19 protein-coding genes are annotated in these 19,113 nt (G+C 61.0%); 11 read left to right on the top strand and 8 right to left on the bottom strand.

The annotated features are described in order from the left end of the window. Positions 1 to 37: 37 nt before the first annotated feature. The 3 genes from asd to J4D25_RS12310 are packed head-to-tail and all read right to left on the bottom strand — an operon-like array spanning position 38 to position 3,312. The gene (asd, locus tag J4D25_RS12320) at positions 38 to 898 is read right to left on the bottom strand and encodes an archaetidylserine decarboxylase (RefSeq protein ID WP_057712255.1); all 861 of its coding nucleotides are present in this window, start codon (positions 896 to 898) and stop codon (positions 38 to 40) included. Positions 899 to 916: 18 nt separating this feature from the next. After that, entirely contained in the window at positions 917 to 1,732 is an 816-nt protein-coding gene (gene rhdA, locus J4D25_RS12315) for a thiosulfate sulfurtransferase (RefSeq protein WP_057712254.1), read from the bottom strand. A 41-nt stretch (positions 1,733 to 1,773) separates the two neighbouring features. Further along, positions 1,774 to 3,312: an HDOD domain-containing protein gene (locus J4D25_RS12310; protein WP_057712253.1), complete on the bottom strand. Its 1,539-nt coding sequence runs from the start codon at positions 3,310 to 3,312 to the stop codon at positions 1,774 to 1,776. A 167-nt stretch (positions 3,313 to 3,479) separates the two neighbouring features. On the opposite strand from J4D25_RS12310, the gene motA reads away from it, so the two are divergent. Both motA and motB read left to right on the top strand, forming a co-directional pair. After that, positions 3,480 to 4,331 (top strand): flagellar motor stator protein MotA, encoded by an 852-nt coding sequence (gene motA, locus J4D25_RS12305; RefSeq protein ID WP_015093220.1) that lies wholly within the window; start codon positions 3,480 to 3,482, stop codon positions 4,329 to 4,331. 3 nt (positions 4,332 to 4,334) lie between these two features. Beyond that, the gene (gene motB / locus J4D25_RS12300) at positions 4,335 to 5,381 is read left to right on the top strand and encodes a flagellar motor protein MotB (protein WP_057712252.1); all 1,047 of its coding nucleotides are present in this window, start codon (positions 4,335 to 4,337) and stop codon (positions 5,379 to 5,381) included. 51 nt (positions 5,382 to 5,432) lie between these two features. Here motB and J4D25_RS12295 read toward each other — a convergent pair whose 3' ends face one another. The 4 genes from J4D25_RS12295 to rsgA all read right to left on the bottom strand — a co-directional run bounded on the left by J4D25_RS12295 (position 5,433) and on the right by rsgA (position 8,524). Further along, positions 5,433 to 5,924 (bottom strand): toll/interleukin-1 receptor domain-containing protein, encoded by a 492-nt coding sequence (locus tag J4D25_RS12295; RefSeq protein WP_057712251.1) that lies wholly within the window; start codon positions 5,922 to 5,924, stop codon positions 5,433 to 5,435. Next, positions 5,924 to 6,883, bottom strand: coding sequence for a caspase family protein (locus J4D25_RS12290; RefSeq protein ID WP_057712250.1), 960 nt, complete (start codon positions 6,881 to 6,883; stop codon positions 5,924 to 5,926). Before J4D25_RS12290 ends, J4D25_RS12295 begins: the two co-directional genes overlap by 1 nt. Positions 6,884 to 6,885: 2 nt before the next feature. After that, the gene (locus J4D25_RS12285) at positions 6,886 to 7,293 is read right to left on the bottom strand and encodes a TIR domain-containing protein (protein ID WP_057712249.1); all 408 of its coding nucleotides are present in this window, start codon (positions 7,291 to 7,293) and stop codon (positions 6,886 to 6,888) included. Between the two features lie 199 nt (positions 7,294 to 7,492). Next, the gene (gene rsgA, locus J4D25_RS12280; protein WP_007978809.1) at positions 7,493 to 8,524 is read right to left on the bottom strand and encodes a small ribosomal subunit biogenesis GTPase RsgA; all 1,032 of its coding nucleotides are present in this window, start codon (positions 8,522 to 8,524) and stop codon (positions 7,493 to 7,495) included. Positions 8,525 to 8,631: 107 nt separating this feature from the next. Between rsgA and orn the strand changes: the two genes are divergently transcribed. Together orn and J4D25_RS12270 are read left to right on the top strand one after the other, a co-directional pair. After that, the gene (gene orn / locus J4D25_RS12275; protein ID WP_057712248.1) at positions 8,632 to 9,174 is read left to right on the top strand and encodes an oligoribonuclease; all 543 of its coding nucleotides are present in this window, start codon (positions 8,632 to 8,634) and stop codon (positions 9,172 to 9,174) included. A 194-nt stretch (positions 9,175 to 9,368) separates the two neighbouring features. Beyond that, a complete protein-coding gene (locus J4D25_RS12270; RefSeq protein WP_057712247.1) occupies positions 9,369 to 9,980 on the top strand; it encodes a trimeric intracellular cation channel family protein in 612 nt (203 codons plus the stop codon). On the opposite strand, the gene queG is transcribed toward J4D25_RS12270, so the two are convergent. Next, positions 9,962 to 11,041: a tRNA epoxyqueuosine(34) reductase QueG gene (gene queG / locus J4D25_RS12265; RefSeq protein ID WP_057712246.1), complete on the bottom strand. Its 1,080-nt coding sequence runs from the start codon at positions 11,039 to 11,041 to the stop codon at positions 9,962 to 9,964. The genes J4D25_RS12270 and queG overlap by 19 nt on opposite strands. Before the next feature lie 63 nt (positions 11,042 to 11,104). Here queG and J4D25_RS12260 point away from each other — a divergent pair, with 63 nt between their 5' ends. The 7 genes from J4D25_RS12260 (at position 11,105) to hflX (ending at position 19,039) form a co-directional block, all read left to right on the top strand. Continuing rightward, the gene (locus tag J4D25_RS12260) at positions 11,105 to 12,604 is read left to right on the top strand and encodes an NAD(P)H-hydrate dehydratase (protein WP_057712245.1); all 1,500 of its coding nucleotides are present in this window, start codon (positions 11,105 to 11,107) and stop codon (positions 12,602 to 12,604) included. Then, positions 12,592 to 13,062 (top strand): tRNA (adenosine(37)-N6)-threonylcarbamoyltransferase complex ATPase subunit type 1 TsaE, encoded by a 471-nt coding sequence (tsaE, locus tag J4D25_RS12255; protein WP_007973252.1) that lies wholly within the window; start codon positions 12,592 to 12,594, stop codon positions 13,060 to 13,062. The genes J4D25_RS12260 and tsaE overlap by 13 nt, the downstream gene beginning before the upstream one ends. Next, complete coding sequence (locus tag J4D25_RS12250; RefSeq protein WP_057712244.1) at positions 13,063 to 14,493, top strand: N-acetylmuramoyl-L-alanine amidase; 1,431 nt, start codon at positions 13,063 to 13,065, stop codon at positions 14,491 to 14,493. Further along, on the top strand, positions 14,490 to 16,400 hold the full coding sequence (gene mutL, locus J4D25_RS12245) for a DNA mismatch repair endonuclease MutL (RefSeq protein WP_057712243.1): 1,911 nt from the start codon (positions 14,490 to 14,492) through the stop codon (positions 16,398 to 16,400). Before J4D25_RS12250 ends, mutL begins: the two co-directional genes overlap by 4 nt. After that, a complete protein-coding gene (gene miaA, locus J4D25_RS12240) occupies positions 16,400 to 17,371 on the top strand; it encodes a tRNA (adenosine(37)-N6)-dimethylallyltransferase MiaA (RefSeq protein ID WP_057712242.1) in 972 nt (323 codons plus the stop codon). Before mutL ends, miaA begins: the two co-directional genes overlap by 1 nt. Before the next feature lie 93 nt (positions 17,372 to 17,464). Further along, positions 17,465 to 17,725, top strand: a complete 261-nt coding sequence (hfq, locus tag J4D25_RS12235) for an RNA chaperone Hfq (RefSeq protein ID WP_003221112.1) — start codon at positions 17,465 to 17,467, stop codon at positions 17,723 to 17,725. 12 nt (positions 17,726 to 17,737) lie between these two features. Then, positions 17,738 to 19,039, top strand: coding sequence for a ribosome rescue GTPase HflX (gene hflX / locus J4D25_RS12230; RefSeq protein WP_057712241.1), 1,302 nt, complete (start codon positions 17,738 to 17,740; stop codon positions 19,037 to 19,039). The last annotated feature ends 74 nt before the right edge of the window (positions 19,040 to 19,113 follow it).

Genomic DNA, 19,113 nt, shown 5'->3' with positions numbered 1-19,113 from the left:
TCGCGAGCAGGCTCGCTCCTACAGGTATGTGCGTTGATCAGGCTTTTGGTGAGCCCATGCCCTGGCCCATCTGCACCGCTGTACCAGCGGTCATTTCTTCAGCCCACTTCACCTGATCCGGCCCGAACAGCACGACGGCGGTCGAACCCAGTTTGAACCGACCCAGTTCCGCACCTTTTTCCAGGTGGACCGGCGCGCGTGCGGCTTCGTCGTAACGGAAGGTTTTCAGCTCGCGTTTCGGCGGCGTCACCAGGCCCGCCCAGACGGTTTCGATCGAGGCCACGATCATCGCGCCCACCAGCACCACGGCCATCGGGCCGCGCTCGGTGTCGAAAATGCACGCCACGCGCTCGTTGCGGGCAAACAATTCCGGAACGTTTTCAGCAGTGGTCTGGTTGACCGAGAACAGACGGCCCGGGATGTAGACCATCTCGCGCAGGGTGCCGGCCAGTGGCATGTGCACGCGGTGGTAGTCCTTCGGCGACAGGTAGATGGTCGCGAAGTCGCCACCCATGAACGGCGCAGCGTTTGCCGCATCGCCCCCCAACAGTTCCAGCACGCTGAAGCTGTGGCCCTTGGCCTGGAACACGCGGCCGTGCTCGATCGGGCCGAGCTGGCTGATCGCGCCGTCGGCGGGGCTGAGGATCGCGTCCGGGGTTTCGTCCAGCGGACGGGCACCGTCTTTCAGTGCGCGGGTGAAGAACGCGTTGAAGTGCTCGTAGGCGGTCAGGTCTTCGACCAGCGCCTGGGACATGTCCACCTGATAACGCTTGGCGAACCAGGCGGTAAAGGCATTCTTGAACCAGCGCACGCGGCATTCGGCGATGCAGCCGGCCAGACGCGAGAGCAAGTTGTGGGGCAGCAGGTACTGGCCGAGGAGAAACAGACGCTTGTTCATTAACGGTCCTTAAAAATCTTAAATTTCTACCGGGGTATCGGGATGATTGCCCCATTCGCCCCAGGAGCCGGCGTAGCCTTTGACCCGCGGATAACCGAGAGCCTTGGCCACCAGATAGGTGAAACCAGAACGATGATGTGTCTGGCAGTGGGTAATCACTTCTTTGTCTTTGCTGATCCCGAGTTGTTCGAGGATCTGCGGCATGTCGGTGCGGATGCGCAGCTGGCGTGCCCGATCCATGCCAGCGGTCCATTCGAAATTGATCGCGCCGGGAATGTGTCCGCCCTTGGCTGCCAGGACTTTCTCGCCGGAGTACTCCAGCGGCCCGCGCGCATCCCAGATTGCCAGGTCGGCGGCGCCGAGACGGCTTTGCAGGTATTCGCGGGTGGCGGTGGGTTCATCGTGCAAGGTCAGTGGAACCGGGCCGCCCACCGGTGGCGGGACCTGGATCGACATGGGCGAACCTTCCGCCAGCCAGGCCGGCAGGCCGCCATCTATATAGTGGTACTTGCTGTGGCCGATGACATCCAGCAGCCAGATGAAGCGTCCGGCCCAACCGCCGCCTTCGTCGTCATACACGACGTAGACCGCATCGGGGTTGTGCCCCAGCTCACCAAACAGCGTTTCGAGTGCTGCCTGGGGGGGCATCAGCCCCGGGGCGGGGGCCTGGCCGAGCTGCGTACGCTTTGGATCGACAAAGCGCGCGCCGGGAATGTGCCCTTCGGTGTAGCGGGCGGCACTGGTCAAGTCCACCAGAATCAGTTCGCGGGCGTCGAGGCGAGGGAGCAAGTCGCTCGGCTCGATCACCAGCGGCAAGCCAGAGAAGTCAGACATGTGAGGTCTCCAGAGCACAAAAGGGAGGATTGTAACGCAGCTTATTGGCCACGGTGGCTAAAGCTGTGCAGGGCTTTCTCGATGCACTGTGCGGTTTTGCCGAAGGCCTGTACGGAAATTTCCGAAAACGGCCCGCCGCCTTGATCCGCCACGACGATCATGATCACCCGGCCATTGTTGATCAGCGAACGCAGCAGCAAGTGTTCACCGCTGAACTGCGAGCGCAGGCTGTTGGGCAACATGGCCGAGAATTGCGCGTTGTTGGCAGGCGTCAGGCGCACCTGGGCCTGCTGCGCGAGCAGGCGTTGCAACACGTTGCTCTGGCTGACCACGAAATTCAACCCGGCCACTTCCTTCGACAGGCCGGCCGTCTGGTGCACGCGCAGGTTGGCGTGGGTGCGGTCGGCCATCAGGATCATCACCCGGCGCATGCCGCAGGCCACGAGGGCGTCCCGGGCGGCGATGGTCAGGTGCATGGCGTTGGTGAAACGGCTCGGCTCGACCAGCAACTCGGCGCATTGCTTGCGCCACTTCGCCAGGTCTTCGGCGGTAGGTGCCGCTGCCGGCAGCAAGCCTGCGTGGACACGGTTCATGCCCCACGGCCAGATCAGCGACTCGGCAGGGTGCCAGAGGTCGGGCATGGCGTGTTGGCGTGCGCTGTTGGCGGCTTGCTGGTGCAATTGCTGCTGCAGTTCGTCCATCGGCATTTGCAGGTAAAGGCTGGTCAGGTACTGCCAGCGCTCGCTGTGGGGGCTGTCCCAGGCGTGCTGCGCCGACAGCGCCAGCCCATTGGCCAGCAGCACTGTATTGGCCGGTTGATTGAGCCAGCGGCGCAGGGTCGGATCGTCATCAAGGCGATTCTGCTGGCGCAGTGGATGGTCGCTGTCACGGGCGATGCGCAGGACTTTCACCAGTTCCCGCTGCTCGGTGAGCAGCAATCGATAGCCTTGCTGCACCCAGATCGGCAAGCGCCAGACCTCCACCAGCGCCTGGCCGATATCCAGCAGGCGTACGCCAAACAGTTGCTGCTCGACTTTGCGTGCCGACTCGCCTTTATGGATGACCCGCAGCTCCCAGTCTTCGAGCAGTTTCGGATGGGTCAGTGCCAGCGGCCACAGGGGCGAAAGAAACAGCAGGCTGCCCCAGTGGATGTCCTGCCACAGGCGCGCCAGGCGGCTGGCAAAAAAACCGTTGGCCTGTTGCGTGGCGTGCTGGCTGATCATCTGCAACTGACGCAGGGCTTTGGGAATCTCGAGCTCGGGTTCGGCGGGTAGCCGCGCGAGCAGCTCGTCGGTGCGCTTCAAACCGAGGCGGTTGATTGCAATTTCAAGGTTTTCCGCAGGCTCGGTCATGCTGCCATGGGTATGCCGGTTGGCTTCGCGAATCACGCTCAAGGCCAGGGCCGGGCTGCCTTGCATGAGGTCGGCGATGTCGCGCAGCGAGCTGCGATTATCTCGGATGGCCTTGCAGACACGGTCATGGCTGGCTTGCGGGACGGGAAGACGTACGCCATCGAGCAGCTTGACCCAGCCTTCGAGGGTCGTTGGTTTTGGCGTTGGAACGTTCGTTTCGTTAACCATGGTGGGAGGCGATCATCGTCAACATTACCTGTGCCCGGATGGGGTCAAATTAGCTTTTCGCCTGAACGGGCTATAGTCTGGCGCAGTTTTGCCGATAAGTAGAAGAAGAGATTTTTTAACTTCCGAATATGACCTTGAACCCGACTCAGTAAGTGCTCTCCTAACCTATGGCTAAAATTATCGGCATCATCGTCGTATTCGCGAGCGTGCTCGGCGGATACGTGCTTTCCCACGGCAAGATTGCCGCCCTGATACAACCTTTCGAGGTCATGATCATTGGCGGTGCTGCCCTCGGCGCATTCTTGCAGGCCAACCCCGGCTACATGACGATGCACGTGCTCAAGAAGTCCCTGAGCATGTTCAGTTCACGTTTCAACCACGCCTTCTACCTTGAAGTGCTGGGCCTGATCTACGAGATCCTCAACAAGAGCCGCCGCGAAGGCATGATGGCCATCGAAGGCGACATCGAAGATGCCGCTGCGAGTCCGATCTTCGCGAAGTACCCGACGGTACTCAAGGACGAGCGCATGACCGCGTTCATCTGCGATTACCTGCGCATCATGTCTTCTGGCAACATGGCTCCCCACGAGCTGGAAGGCCTGTTCGACATGGAGCTGTTCAGCCTCAAGGAAGACCTCGAACACCCATCCCACGCGGTCAACGGCATCGCCGACGCCATGCCCGGTTTCGGTATCGTCGCGGCGGTACTGGGTATCGTGGTGACCATGGCTTCGCTGGGTGAAGGCGACCAGAAGTCCATCGGCCTGCACGTAGGTGCGGCACTGGTGGGTACCTTCTTCGGTATTCTCGCCGCCTACGGCTTCTTCGGCCCGCTGGCCCATTCCCTGGCCCATGATGCCAAGGAAGAGCTGAACGTCTACGAAGCCATCAAGGCCTCGCTGGTGGCTTCGGCTTCCGGCATGCCGCCATCGCTGGCCGTGGAGTTCGGGCGCAAGGTCCTGTACCCGGCGCATCGTCCAAGCTTCGCCGAGCTGGAACAAGCGGTTCGCGGTCGTTAAACCATGGAAAATAACCAGCCGATAATCATCAAGCGCGTCAAGCGCATCGCCGGCGGACATCACGGGGGCGCGTGGAAAATCGCCTTCGCCGACTTCGCCACGGCGATGATGGCGTTCTTCCTGGTGTTGTGGCTGTTGTCCACCGCCACGCCGGAGCAGAAAATTGCCATCGCCGGTTACTTCAAGGACCCGATCGGCTTTTCCGAAAGTGGCACGCCCTACATCATCGATCTGGGTGGCACGCCGACCCTGGCGCCGGAAAACACTCTCAACCCCGAGGTGAAGTCCCAGCCGCAGCCGGACAAGGTCACCATCGATACCGATCAGGTCGAAGGCATGGCCGAGCAGGTCGAAAAAGAGCGCCTCGAGCTGTTGCTGCAAGAACTGCAGAACAAGGTCGAAGAAAACCCGCAGATGCAGAAGTTCAAGGATCAGATCCTGTTCGAAATCACGCCGGACGGCCTGCGAATCCAGATCATGGACGCGGAAAACCGCCCGATGTTCGATTCAGGTTCAGCGCGCTTGAAGCCGTATTTCGAAGACATCCTGCTGGCCATGGCCGACACCATCAAGGCAGTGCCGAACAAGATCAGTATCAGCGGCCACACCGATGCCAAGCCATACACCGGCACCGGTGATTTCGGTAACTGGGAACTGTCGGCCAACCGTGCCAACGCCGCACGGCGTGCGCTGGTGGCGGGCAGCTATCCGGATGCGCAGGTGGCGCGCGTGGTCGGTTATGCCTCGTCGGCCCTGTTCGATCGCGAGCATCCGTTCAACCCGGTGAACCGCCGTATCGACATCGTGGTGCTGACCAAGAAAGCCCAGCGTGCCATCGAAGGTTCGCAAGGTGCTGAACCTGCTCCCGATGCACCGCAAGGTTCGCCTGCGCCGGGAGCCGCACCGGCTGCACCGGTCGACCCGAACGCGTTGCCGGCGGACAAGGAACCGCTGCCGGCGCACGAACTGCGCGAGCGTCTGAACCTGTTCGATGATCCGGCACCGAAGCCGGGTGAGCCAGCCAAACCGGCTGAACCGCCCAAGCAGTGACCCACAAAAAAGCCGACAGCGATGTCGGCTTTTTTGTGGGTGTTTCCTACGTTAAAAGCCGCGGATGATTCGGGACTTGAGGTCTGCGTGAAAGCGATCCGCATTGGATTTGTTAACTCTGCGCACCGACTCGCTACCGGTCACCGAATCCAGTGACATCGAGCGCTTGAGCATCGACTCGTTGCGATAGGCATCGATGAAGAACTCGATGTCCCGGTCGCTGGTCAGCTTCGGCCATTTGTCGAGGTACAGCGGCAGCTCTGTCGGGCCGGTCTTGAACGAGCAGATGCGCCGGTTGGTGATGGTCGCTTCGCCTATTTCGAACGGCACCCACCAGGACAGTGCGGTTTTCTCCGACACTACCGCCAGCAGGTGTGTGCATTCGCTGATATTGCGGGTGATCACTCCGGTGATGTCGTCGGTGGTCTGGGATTCGGCATCCAGTACGTCGAGGTAGGTCTTGATGTTGGCCTGCATCAGGCGCGTGTTGATGTTGATCGCGTGGGCGCGGTCCATGTGGCGGTAGCTGATAAACACTGGCATCAGAAATGTCCCTTGATCGCGAGTTCGCGGTAATAGGCGCCGAGGGCGGTGAGGCGGCAGCCGGTGGAGTGGATGGCGGCGTAGTACATGTGTTCGGCGTCCACCGGTTCGACCAGGCTGTGGCGGTTGCACTTTTGCAACTGGGCGAAGACCTCGCCCTGTTCCGGGTTGAACTCGGGCTCGGTGGGCTCAAAGCTGGGGGCGAGGGGGTACACCGACTCGGCTTCGGCAAACCATTCGGGGAGTTTGCGCAGGATTTCCTTGGGGATCAGTGGTGACACTTCGCGCAGGGAAATGAACTGCGAGACATTGGTCTTGAACACCGGACGCTGTTCCCAGGCATCAAGGGCATTGTCGACAAACGAATAGAGGCTGCCGGGGGTGATCTTGCCCAGGATGTTCGCGGCTCCGCCGTGCAGGGCCTGGAGCAGCAATCCGGTGAACACGCCGTGCTGCATGCCCTCCATTGCCGGCTCTTCCTTTTTACAGGCGGTCAGAATGGTCATGCCTTCGCCGACCACGCTGCCTTCGCTGCGCAAGGCGCGCAGTTCGCCGGCCGAGCCGCTCTGGCAACAATCGAGAATGATCACTTTGTTTTTGATCTTGGTGGCCTTGCTCGCCCAGTTGAGGATGTCGCTGAGGCGAATCCCGTCCTTGGCGCTCTTGTAATCCTGCGGGATCAACATGCCTTCGTCGGTGTCGGTGTCGAAGCTGCCGTGGCCGGCGAAATACAGCAGCGCGACGTTGCAGTCACCGGAAAACAGCTCGCGGATCTGGTCTTCGAGTTTTTCCCTGCTCAGGAAGTCCTCGGCGGAAGTCAGCACGATGTTCTTGAAGTTCGGATCGCCATTGGCGTCGGTTTTCAGCACGGATGCCATGGCCATGGCGTCATTGCTGCAACCGCTCAGGCGCGACACATGGGTGTAGTCGTTGATGCCGATAAACAGTCCCTTGCGCATGGTTACACCGCCGTATGCTGGCGAATCGCGCTGATGATGCTGTTGGTGTTCCACGCACATTCGGCATGTGCCGCGTCACGTACCACCGTGGAAATGCGCTCGGCACCGAACGGCTTGATCGCAATGATCACCTTGCCCATGCGCTTGGCGATTTCGATTTCCTTGTTGATCCACTTGCTGTAGGTGGAGTACATCCCGGCCATGATCAATACCGCCGAACACGGGCGAATCTTGTTTTCGATGGCCTCCTCAAGTTGTTTGTCGGTTTTCGCGCCGACAATCGGGTTGTCCGGTGGAACCGAAAAATTCTTGTACGTGAAACCAGGCTTGGCGTTGAGCAGGCGCACGAGATTGTCGTGGGCGTCGGAGTAGTTCCACGAGTGGCTGATGAACAGGTGGTAGGTTTGCATAGGTGTCCCTCGGAGTCGCTGGAGTGCGAAGAGGGCTAGAACTTAGGCGAATACAGGGCGGCTACAAGGGGGTGGTGCGGAAAGAGAAATGCCCTACAAGCGAGCGTGCACAGGTCTTACAGAAAGGTCTGATGTTTAAGCGGGGGGAAGATCCAGCCGCCGGCCACCCCGCTGAAGGCAGGGTGGTCGACACGTCTGTTTAGTAGCCGTTTTCCGGCAGACTGGCGATGATCGAGCGGTAGCTGTTCATCCGCTGTTGCTGCACGCGGCCGTCTTCAAGGGCCTTGAGCAGGGCGCAACCGGGTTCGCGGTCATGCTTGCAATCACGGAAACGGCAGGTGCCAAGCAGGTCGTTGAACTCGATGAAGCCGGCTTCGACGTCGGCACGGCTGACGTGGCCCAGGCCGAATTCGCGGATACCCGGGGAGTCGATCAACTCACCGCCACCGGGGAAGTGGAACAACCGCGCGGTAGTGGTGGTGTGGGTGCCCTGGCCGGACAGTTCGGACAACGGGCCGACGCGGGTTTCGACATCCGGCAGCAGGCTGTTGACCAGCGACGACTTGCCGACGCCGGACTGGCCGACGAATACGCTGATGCGTCCGTCCAGCTGTGTCTGCAATTGCTCCATGCCGTTGCCGTGGTGCGCCGACACTTCCAGCACCGGATAGCCCAGGGTGCGGTATACGGCGAGCAAGGCATTCAGTGCAGGAGCGTTGTTTTCGTCGATCAGGTCGAATTTGTTCAGCAGCAACAGTGGCTTGATGCCTGCATGCTCGGCCGCCACCAGGTAGCGGTCGATCAGGTTGGCATGGGGCTCGGGCAGCGGTGCAAACACGATGACGATCATGTCGACGTTGGCCGCAACCGGCTTGAGCTGACCACGGCTGTCCGGGCGACACAGCTCGGTGTTGCGCGGCAGTTGCGCCACGATCACGCCGATACCCTGGTTGCCGGCACGCCAGACCACCTGATCGCCGGTCACCAGCGCCGGCAGGTTGGCGCGCAGGTGGCAACGGAATACCTGGCCGGCCAGTTCGCCGTCGCGGGCCTCGACCTCGACCTGCACACCGAAGTGCGCGATCACCAGGCCGTGCTGTTCCGGGCCCAGATCGCCGCCCTCAAGTGCCTCGACGGCCGAGGACTCGCGTTTGGCGGCGCGGGCAGCGCGTTCGCCCTGAATCTTTTCGATGCGCCAGTTTTGACGACGATTGAGTTGGCGTTTGGCCATGGGTGTTCCGTATCAAGAATGCAGCGATTAGGTAAAACGGCCGCGAGTTTAGCACGCCCGGCCACCGGCCTAGGCTAAACTGCGCAGCATTGCCTAGGAGCCGACACATGCAAAACCCACAGAACCTGATCTGGATCGACCTGGAAATGACCGGTCTGAACCCGGACACCGACGTCATCATCGAAATGGCCACCATCGTCACCGACAGTGACCTGAACACCCTGGCCGAAGGCCCGGTGATCGCCATTCACCACAGCGACGAAATCCTTGCCGGCATGGACGAGTGGAACACCCGTCAGCATGGCGGTTCCGGGCTGACCCAGCGGGTTCGCGACAGCCGCATCAGCATGGCCGAAGCCGAAGCCGAAACCATCGCCTTCCTGGAGAAGTGGGTGCCGAGGGGCAAGTCGCCGATCTGCGGCAACAGCATCTGCCAGGATCGTCGCTTCCTTTATACCCACATGAAATCCCTGGAAAGCTTCTTCCACTACCGCAACCTCGACGTGTCGACCCTCAAAGAGCTGGCTGCGCGCTGGGCACCGGATGTGCGTGACAGCTTCAAGAAGGGCAGCACGCACCTGGCCCTGGACGACATCCGCGAATCGATCGCTGAGCTGCAGCACTACCGCAAGCATTTCATCAAGTTCTGATTCACGGTCGTCCGTTCCGGCCCCATCGCGAGCAAGCTCGCTCCCACAGGTGCAACGCCGCCCCTGTGGGAGCGAGCTTGCTCGCGATGGCGTCAGTTCAGTCACCTTAGATGGTTGGAGCGAATCTCAGGCGCCCTCTTTTGGTGCCTGGGTGAACTGAGTAGACTGCGCGCCTTTCTGCAAGGATCGCCCCTATGCTGCTGATGCTCTACCTGATCGCCATCACCACCGAAGCCATGACTGGCGCCCTCTCTGCCGGCCGACGAGGCATGGACTGGTTTGGTGTGGTGCTGATCGCTTGCGTCACGGCGCTGGGTGGCGGGTCGGTGCGCGATGTGCTGCTCGGGCATTACCCTCTGACGTGGGTCAAACACCCGGAGTATCTGGTGCTGACCACGGCAGCCGCGATGATCACAGTGTTTACGGCCCGCTGGATGCGGCATTTGCGCTCACTGTTCCTGGTGCTCGACGCCATGGGCCTGGTGGCGTTCACCCTGATCGGCTGCATCACCGCCCTGGAAATGGGCCATGGCATGTTGGTCGCCTCCGTTAGCGGTGTGATCACCGGCGTCTTCGGCGGCATCCTGCGGGACATTTTCTGCAACGATATTCCGCTGATCTTCCGGCGTGAGCTTTATGCCAGCGTTTCGTTCGCCGCGGCGTGGTGCTACATGCTCTGCATCTATCTGCAATTACCCGACGAACAATCGATTCTGATCACTTTGTTCGGCGGTTTTCTGCTGCGCTTGCTGGCGATCCGTTTTCATTGGGAAATGCCCAAGTTCGTCTATAACGACGAAGCCTGACGTTCGGCGTGTTGCCGCAACGCCCACGCGACATGTTCACGTACCAGTTCCGAAGGATGTTCCCGTCGCGCCTTCAGCGCCTCCAGCACCGGGATCGTTGAAGGCGCATTGCCCAAGCCCACCGCCAGGTTGCGCAACCAGTTTTCATAGCCCGTCCGGCGCAGCGGCGAGCCTTCGGTGCTGCTCAGGAATTTCTCTTCATCCCACATGAACAGTTCCGCCAGCCCGGCATTGTCCAGATTGTGCCGCGGCTTGAAGTCGCTTTCACCGGAAGGGCGGGCGAAGCGGTTCCACGGGCAGACAATCTGGCAGTCATCGCAACCGAACACCCGGTTGCCGATCAGTGGCCGCAGGTCTTCAGGGATCGCGCCTTTGAGTTCGATGGTCAGGTAGGAAATGCAGCGTCGGGCATCCAGCACATAGGGGCCGACGAAGGCGTTGGTCGGGCAGATGTCGAGGCAGGCACTGCAGCGCCCGCAGTGTTCGGTGGCATGGGGCGGGTCGACCGGCAGCGGCAGGTCGACGAACAGTTCGGCGAGAAAAAAGTAACTGCCGGCCTTGCGGTTCAAGACCAGGGTATTTTTGCCGATCCATCCAAGCCCCGCCTGTTCGGCGATGGCTTTTTCCAGCACCGGGGCACTGTCGACGAAGGCGCGGTAGCCAAACGGGCCGATCTGCGCCTGAATTTTTTCCGCCAGTTGTTGCACGCGTTTGCGGATCAGCTTGTGGTAATCGCGGCCCAGGGCATAACGCGAGACGTAGGCTTTTTCCGGTTGGGCGAGCATTTTTGCCATCTGCGTGTCGCCGGACAGGTAGTCCATGCGCAGGGACACCACGCGCAAAGTGCCCGGCACCAGCTCTTCGGGGTGCGAGCGTTTGCTGCCGTGGGCGCCCATGTAATCCATTTCGCCGTGGTAGCCGGCTTCGAGCCAGCGCTCCAGGTGCTGCTCATGCTCGGCCAGGTCGAGGCCGCTGATGCCGACTTGCTGAAAGCCCAGCTCGCGGCCCCAGTCCTTGATGGATTGGGCGAGGGCGGGCAGATCTGTGGTAATAGCGGGCATGAGACGAGAGAAACCGGGGCTGAGATGCGTATAATTCTGCCAGACATCGGAGCCCGAAGACGCATGCCGCACACTAAAGATGAATTACCCGACGTGCTGTATAGCACCGCCCAGGTGCGAGCACTCGACGCGAGCCTGATCGCCGCCGGCACGGCGGGCTTCGAATTGATGCAGCGCGCGGCGCGGGCGACATGGCGGGCGCTGGTGCGGCAGTGGCCGACAGCAAACGAGCTGAGCGTGCTGGCCGGACATGGCAACAACGCAGGCGACGGGTACCTGGTGGCCGTACTGGCCCAGCGTGCCGGTTGGTCGGTGCGGGTGCTGGCGGTGGGCGATCCGCAGCGCTTACAGGGTGATGCGGCGTCGGCCCATGCCGAGGCGGTGTCTGAACAGGTGCTCATCGAGCCCTGGACGGCACAATCCGGATTGCGCGGCATTGTAGTGGATGCTTTGCTTGGCACCGGTCTGAGCGGTGACGTGCGTGACCCCTATGTCAGCGCCATCGCCGCGATCAATGCCAGCGGACTGCCGGTTGCGGCGGTGGATATTCCGTCAGGGTTGTGCGCGGATACGGGCCGTATCCTTGGTCATGCAGTGCATGCCGACCTGACGGTCACGTTCATTGGCTTGAAGGTGGGGTTGTTCACCGGTGATGCCGCGGATGTGACGGGTGAGTTGGTGTTCAACGATCTGCAGGCTGATCCGCAGTTGCTGAACGGTACTGCGTTCACGGCTCGGCGCTTGTGTATCGCTAACCTGCCGCGTCTGGTGTCCCGGGCACCGGCATCCCACAAAGGCAAGTTCGGCCATGTGCTGCTCATTGGCGGTGATCGCGGTTACGGTGGGGCAATTTTGCTGAGTGCACAAAGTGCTCTGCGCAGCGGTGCGGGCATGGTTTCGCTATCCACCCGTCCGGAACATGTTTCGCCAGCGCTTTCTCGAATTCCGGAAGCCATGGTGCTGGGCACGTCGTCGGCCAATCAACTGATGGAGTTGCTTGAGAAGGTATCGGTGCTGGTGGTCGGGCCGGGCCTGGGTCAGGCAGGGTGGGGGCGCAGCCTGCTGTCGGCTGCGGCCAATGCGCCTTTGCCGCAAGTCTGGGATGCCGATGCCTTGAATCTGTTGGCGGGTGGACAGGTCGATCTGCCCAAGGGTTGCGTGATTACCCCGCATCCGGGGGAGGCGGCACGTTTGCTTGGGGTGAGCACTGCCGACGTTCAGTTTGACCGTCCCGCCGCAGCCCATGCATTGAGTAAAAAATATACAGCTGTCGTCGTTCTGAAAGGTGCCGGCAGCCTGATCGCCCATCCCGATGGACGTCTGGCGCTGTGTCATCAGGGGCACCCGGCCATGGCCACCGCCGGTTTGGGCGACGTGCTGGCCGGTTTGCTCGGCGCATTGCTGGCCCAGGGCATGGAGCCGTTCGACGCGGCCTGCCTGGCGGTCTGGCTGCACGCCAATGCCGGCGAGCAACAAGGAAAATTGGGCCGTGGGCTGGCGGCCAGTGATCTGATCCCAGCCATTCGTCAGTTGTTGGAGGAGCAAGCACCGTGTCTGAAGTAACCCTGTACCTGGCCGATGAACAGGCCATGAGCGACTTTGGCGCACGCATTGCCCGAATCACCCAAGGCCATGGCCTGATCTTCCTTGAGGGCAACCTGGGGATGGGCAAAACCACGTTGTCCCGAGGCATCATTCGCGGTCTGGGGCATGTCGGGGCAGTCAAAAGCCCGACCTTCACCCTGGTCGAACCCTACGAGATCGGCGACATTCGCGCCTTCCATTTTGATTTGTACCGTCTGGTCGATCCGGAAGAGCTAGAGTTCCTCGGTATCCGCGACTACTTCGAAGACGATGCCCTGTGTCTGATCGAATGGCCCGATAAAGGTGCAGGCTTTTTGCCAAAGCCTGACCTGACCATTACCATTAGCCCGCAAGACAGCGGGCGTTCGCTGAAAATTTTATCCCAGGGCTCGCGTGGCGAGGCCTGGTGTGCCGCTTTGGCATTGGAATCCAAATAGATGATGGGGTTAGGTATGCGCTTTCGCGCGTTGGTGGCTGCCGTAGGGGTGTTGTTCTTGGCGGTGACCGTCGACGCTGTGGCCGATTCGAAGGTCAACAGTGTTCGTCTGTGGCGGGCACCGGACAACACGCGACTGGTGTTTGACCTGACCGGCCCGGTGCAACACAGCGTCTTTACCCTGACGGCTCCGGACCGCCTGGTCATCGACATCAATGGCGCGACCCTCGGTGCGCCACTCAACGTCAACACCTCGAACACCCCGATTACCGCCATGCGCTCGGCCCAGCGCACGCCGACGGACTTGCGGGTGGTCATCGACCTGAAAAAGGCCGTGACGCCGAAAAGCTTCTCCCTGGCGCCGAACGCTCAGTACGGTAACCGATTGGTGGTCGACCTGTTCGATAACGCCGCAGACGCCGCGCCACCGCCTGCGCCGACACCGTCGGTCGCCACGGTGCCTGCCGTGCCGGTCACGCCTGCGGAACCGGCGATCAAGCTGCCACCGGCTCCGGCCGGCAAACGCGACATCATTGTGGTGATCGACGCCGGTCACGGTGGCGAAGATCCGGGGGCTTCCGGCTCCCGAGGCCAGCGCGAGAAAGACGTGGTGCTGCAGATTGCCCGCGAAACCCAACGCCAGGTCAACGGCATGAAAGGCTTCCGTGCCGAACTGACCCGTACCGGTGACTACTTCATTCCGTTGCGCGGCCGTACCGAAATCGCCCGCAAGAAAGGCGCCGACCTGTTCGTCTCGATCCACGCCGACGCCGCGCCTTCTGCCGCCGCTTTCGGTGCCTCGGTATTTGCCCTGTCCGATCGCGGCGCAACTTCCGAGACCGCCCGTTGGCTGGCCGACAGCGAAAACCGCTCCGACCTGATCGGTGGTGCCGGCAACGTCAGCCTCGATGACAAAGACCGCATGCTCGCCGGCGTGCTGCTCGACTTGTCGATGACGGCATCCCTGACCTCCAGCCTGAACGTTGGCCAGAAAGTCTTGAGCAACATCGGTCGGGTCACGCCATTGCACAAGCAGCGGGTTGAGCAGGCCGGGTTCATGGTACTGAAGTCGCCGGATATTCCGTCGATCCTGGTGGAAACCGGGTTCATCTCCAACGCCAACGAAGCCTCGAAGCTTGCCGCGTCAAGCCATCAACAGGCGCTGGCGCGTTCGATCAGCAGCGGCGTGCGCCAGTTCTTCCAGCAGAACCCGCCGCCAGGCACTTACATTGCCTGGCTGCGTGATTCCGGAAAAATCGCCCAAGGTCCACGTGACCATCGGGTAAACCCTGGCGAGACGCTGGCGATGATCGCCGTTCGTTATCAGGTTACGCCGGCCACCCTGCGCAGCGCCAACAACCTGTCGAGCGATGAACTCAAGGTTGGTCAACACTTGACCATTCCGGGCACTGAACTGGCGGCCAAAGAATGAATCAGGTTGTGAACAACAGCGCTCGCATCGAGCTGCTCAGCCCGCGGCTGGCGAACCAGATTGCCGCGGGTGAGGTGGTCGAGCGCCCGGCTTCGGTGATCAAGGAACTGCTGGAAAACAGCCTCGACTCCGGCGCCAAACGCATCGACGTCGATGTGGAGCAGGGCGGCGTCAAGCTGCTGCGGGTGCGCGACGATGGCAGTGGCATTTCCGCCGATGACCTGCCGTTGGCCCTGGCCCGTCACGCCACCAGCAAGATCCGCAACCTGGAAGACCTCGAGCAGGTCATGAGCCTGGGGTTTCGCGGCGAGGCCCTGGCATCGATCAGCTCCGTCGCGCGCCTGACCTTGACCTCCCGCACCCGCGACGCCGATCAGGCGTGGCAGGTCGAGACCGAGGGCCGTGACATGGCGCCCCGTGTGCAACCTGCGGCCCACCCGGTGGGCACTTCGGTTGAAGTGCGCGACCTGTTCTTCAACACGCCGGCGCGGCGCAAGTTTCTCAAGACCGAAAAAACCGAATTCGATCACCTGCAAGAAGTGATCAGGCGCTTGGCCCTGGCGCGCTTCGATGTGGCGTTCCATCTGCGCCATAACGGCAAGACCATCCTCAGCCTGCACGAGGCCCATGATGATGCGGCCCGTGCCCGGCGCGTGGCGGCGATCTGCGGGCCGGGTTTCCTGGAGCAGGCGCTGCCGATCGAAATCGAGCGCAACGGCCTGCATCTATGGGGCTGGGTCGGCCTGCCGACCTTCAACCGCAGCCAGGCCGATTTGCAGTATTTCTTCGTCAATGGCCGTGCCGTGCGCGACAAACTGGTGGCCCACGCGGTACGCCAGGCCTATCGCGACGTGCTGTTCAATGGTCGGCACCCGACCTTCGTGCTGTTTTTCGAAGTCGATCCGACCGGCGTCGATGTCAACGTGCACCCGACCAAGCACGAAGTGCGCTTCCGTGAAGGGCGCATGGTCCACGATTTCCTCTACGGCACCTTGCACCGCGCCTTGGGCGATGTGCGCCCCGACGATCAACTGGCGGCGCCGGTTGCCACGGCCATCGTCCGGCCTACCGGCCTCGAAGCCGGTGAATTCGGACCCCAGGGCGAAATGCGCCTGGCCGCCAATGCGCTGCTGGAACAGCCTCAGGCTCAGCCGTCGTTCAATGCGCCGGCGGGTTCGGGGGCTGGCGCGGGTTATCAATATCAATACACGCCGCGACCGCAGTCCGGTGCACCTGTCGCCGAAGCGCAGGCCGCCTATCGCGAGTTTTTTGCACCGCTGCCCGAGGCCAATGCCGTCGCGCTGCCGGCCGGGCAGGACGACATCCCTCCGCTCGGTTATGCGCTGGCACAACTCAAGGGCATCTACATTCTTTCGGAAAACGCTCAGGGCCTGGTGCTGGTGGACATGCACGCCGCCCACGAGCGGATCATGTATGAGCGTCTGAAGGTGGCGATGGCCAGTGAGGGCCTGAGCGGCCAGCCGTTGCTGGTGCCGGAGTCCCTGGCCGTCAGCCAGCGTGAAGCCGATTGCGCCGAGGAGCATGTCGCCTGGTTCCAGCGCCTGGGCTTTGAATTGCAGCGTCTGGGTCCGGAAACCCTGGCGATACGGCAGATTCCGGCACTGCTCAAGCAGGCCGAAGCCAACCGGCTGGTCGCTGACGTCCTGGCTGACCTGATGGAGTTCGGCACCAGCGACCGCATTCAGGCGCACCTGAACGAATTGCTCGGGACCATGGCCTGCCACGGCGCGGTTCGTGCGAATCGGCGGTTGGCCCTGCCGGAAATGAACGGTCTGCTGCGTGACATGGAAAACACCGAGCGCAGTGGTCAATGCAACCATGGCCGACCGACCTGGACCCAACTGGGCCTGGACGATCTGGACAAACTGTTCTTGCGCGGTCGTTGATGAGCCAGTTCCCACCTGCGATTTTCCTGATGGGCCCGACCGCCGCCGGCAAGACCGACCTGGCCATAGAGCTCACCAAGGTCCTGCCTTGCGAGTTGATCAGTGTCGATTCGGCGCTAGTGTACCGTGGCATGGACATTGGCACCGCCAAGCCTTCCAAAGAACTGCTGGCGCAATTTCCGCATCGTCTGATCGATATTCTCGATCCGGCCGAGAGCTATTCGGCAGCGGATTTCCGCCGTGACGCCCTGGAAGCCATGGCCGATATCACCGCACGGGGAAAAATTCCGCTGCTGGTGGGCGGCACCATGCTCTATTACAAGGCTTTGGTTGAAGGTCTGGCAGATATGCCGGCCGCCGATCCCGAGGTCCGTGCGCAAATCGAAGAAGAGGCTGCGCGCCTTGGCTGGCAAGCCTTGCACGAACAATTGGCGGTGATCGATCCGGAGTCCGCGGCTCGAATACATCCGAACGATCCCCAGCGATTGAGTCGAGCGCTGGAAGTTTATCGTGTCAGCGGTCAAAGCATGACCGCCCTGCGTTTGCAACAATCTGCGCAAAGTACTGAAGCAGCCGCTTCGGGACTGCAACAATTGCCCTATACTGTCGCGAACTTGGCCATTGCTCCGGCAAATCGCCAGGTACTGCACGAGCGAATTAAACAAAGATTCACTTTAATGTTGGAACAGGGATTCATTGACGAGGTCGTAGCCCTGCGTAATAGAGGAGACCTGCATACCGGGTTGCCGTCTATACGTGCAGTAGGCTATCGCCAAGTCTGGGACTACCTGGATGGCAAGCTGACGTCAGCCGAGATGCAGGAGCGTGGAATCATTGCCACGCGCCAATTGGCGAAACGCCAGTTCACCTGGCTGCGCAGTTGGACTGATCTGCATTGGCTGGACAGTCTGGATTGCGACAATCTGCCGCGCGCCTTGAAATACCTTGGGACCATCTCCATATTGAGCTGAGTCCTTGCAATTGCCGTCTATCCTTGGGGGTGTGACGGCCAAAGCCATCTGATTACCTATTTTTTATATTGAATCCTTAAAGGAGTGCGGCACATGTCAAAAGGGCATTCGCTACAAGACCCTTACTTGAATACTTTACGTAAAGAGAAAGTTGGGGTGTCCATCTACCTGGTCAACGGTATCAAGCTGCAAGGCACGATCGAGTCTTTCGACCAGTTCGTTATCCTGCTGAAAAACACCGTCAGCCAGATGGTCTACAAACACGCCATCTCTACAGTGGTGCCGGTTCGTCCAATTCGTCTGCCTAGCGCAACCGAATCCGATGCAGGTGATGCTGAGCCAGGTAACGCCTGATAGGAGTCTCCTTTGTTCTTTGAGCGCCACGGTGGTGGTGAACGAGCCATTCTCGTTCACTTGGATGGTCAGGACCCTGAGGCGCGCGAAGATCCGCAGGAGTTTCAGGAGTTGGCAATTTCGGCTGGCGCCGAGACCGTCGCGTTTTTCAACGTGCCGCGTCATCGGCCAACCGCCAAAACCCTGATCAGCAGCGGCAAGGTCGAAGAGTTGCGCGACCTGGTCCAGGCCGAACAGGTCGATCTGGTGATTTTCAATCACATCCTCACGCCCAGTCAGGAACGTAACCTCGAACGTATTTTCGAGTGTCGCGTGATCGACCGCACGGGTTTGATTCTCGATATTTTCGCCCAACGCGCCCGCACCCATGAAGGCAAGCTCCAGGTCGAACTGGCCCAGCTTGAGCACATGAGTACGCGGCTGGTTCGCGGCTGGACTCACCTTGAACGGCAGAAAGGCGGTATCGGCCTGCGCGGTCCGGGTGAAACCCAGCTGGAAACCGACCGGCGCCTGTTGCGGGTTCGCCTGCGGCAGATCAAGGGGCGCCTGGAAAAGGTCCGCAGCCAGCGTGAACAATCGCGCCGTGGCCGCAAACGGGCTGACATTCCGACGGTTTCGCTGGTGGGTTATACCAACGCCGGCAAATCGACGCTGTTCAACTCGGTGACCGACTCAGACGTCTTTGCGGCTGACCAGTTGTTCGCCACCCTCGACCCGACCTTGCGCCGGCTCGAGCTCGATGACCTCGGCCCGATCGTGCTGGCTGACACCGTGGGCTTCATTCGTCACTTGCCGCACAAGCTGGTCGAGGCATTTCGGGCTACGCTCGAAGAGTCGAGCAACTCCGACCTGTTGCTGCACGTGATCGACTCCCATGAGCCTGAGCGCATGGCCCAGATTGAACAGGTCATGGTGGTGCTCGGAGAGATCGGGGCTCAAGACTTGCCGATCCTGGAGGTCTATAACAAACTCGATTTGCTCGAGGGCGTGGAGCCGCAGATCCAGCGCGATGCCGATGGCAAACCGCAGCGGGTCTGGCTTTCGGCGAAAGATGGCACAGGTCTTGATCTGCTCAAGCAGGCCGTGGCCGAGTTGCTTGGCGATGAATTGTTTGTTGGCACCTTGCGCTTGCCGAACCGATTTGCTCGACTGCGTGCGCAGTTTTTCGAACTCGGTGCGGTACAAAAGGAAGAACACGATGACGAAGGCATCAGCTTGCTGGCCGTTCGTTTGCCACGGGCCGAATTGAATCGGCTGGTGAGTCGCGAAGGTTTGCAACCGATGGAGTTCATCGAGCAACACACTTTGCAATAAAAGCCTGAGAAAGCGGTTGTGCCGCGGTGACAGGCATTCTGTAGCATTGGTCGGCGCGCCGTGGGTGCGTCTTT

Source organism: Pseudomonas sp. GW456-L13, assembly GCF_017350115.1.
Lineage (GTDB): Bacteria > Pseudomonadota > Gammaproteobacteria > Pseudomonadales > Pseudomonadaceae > Aquipseudomonas > Aquipseudomonas jessenii.
Note: the sequence above shows the minus strand (reverse complement) of the source record. Positions and strands in the feature narration are given on the sequence as shown.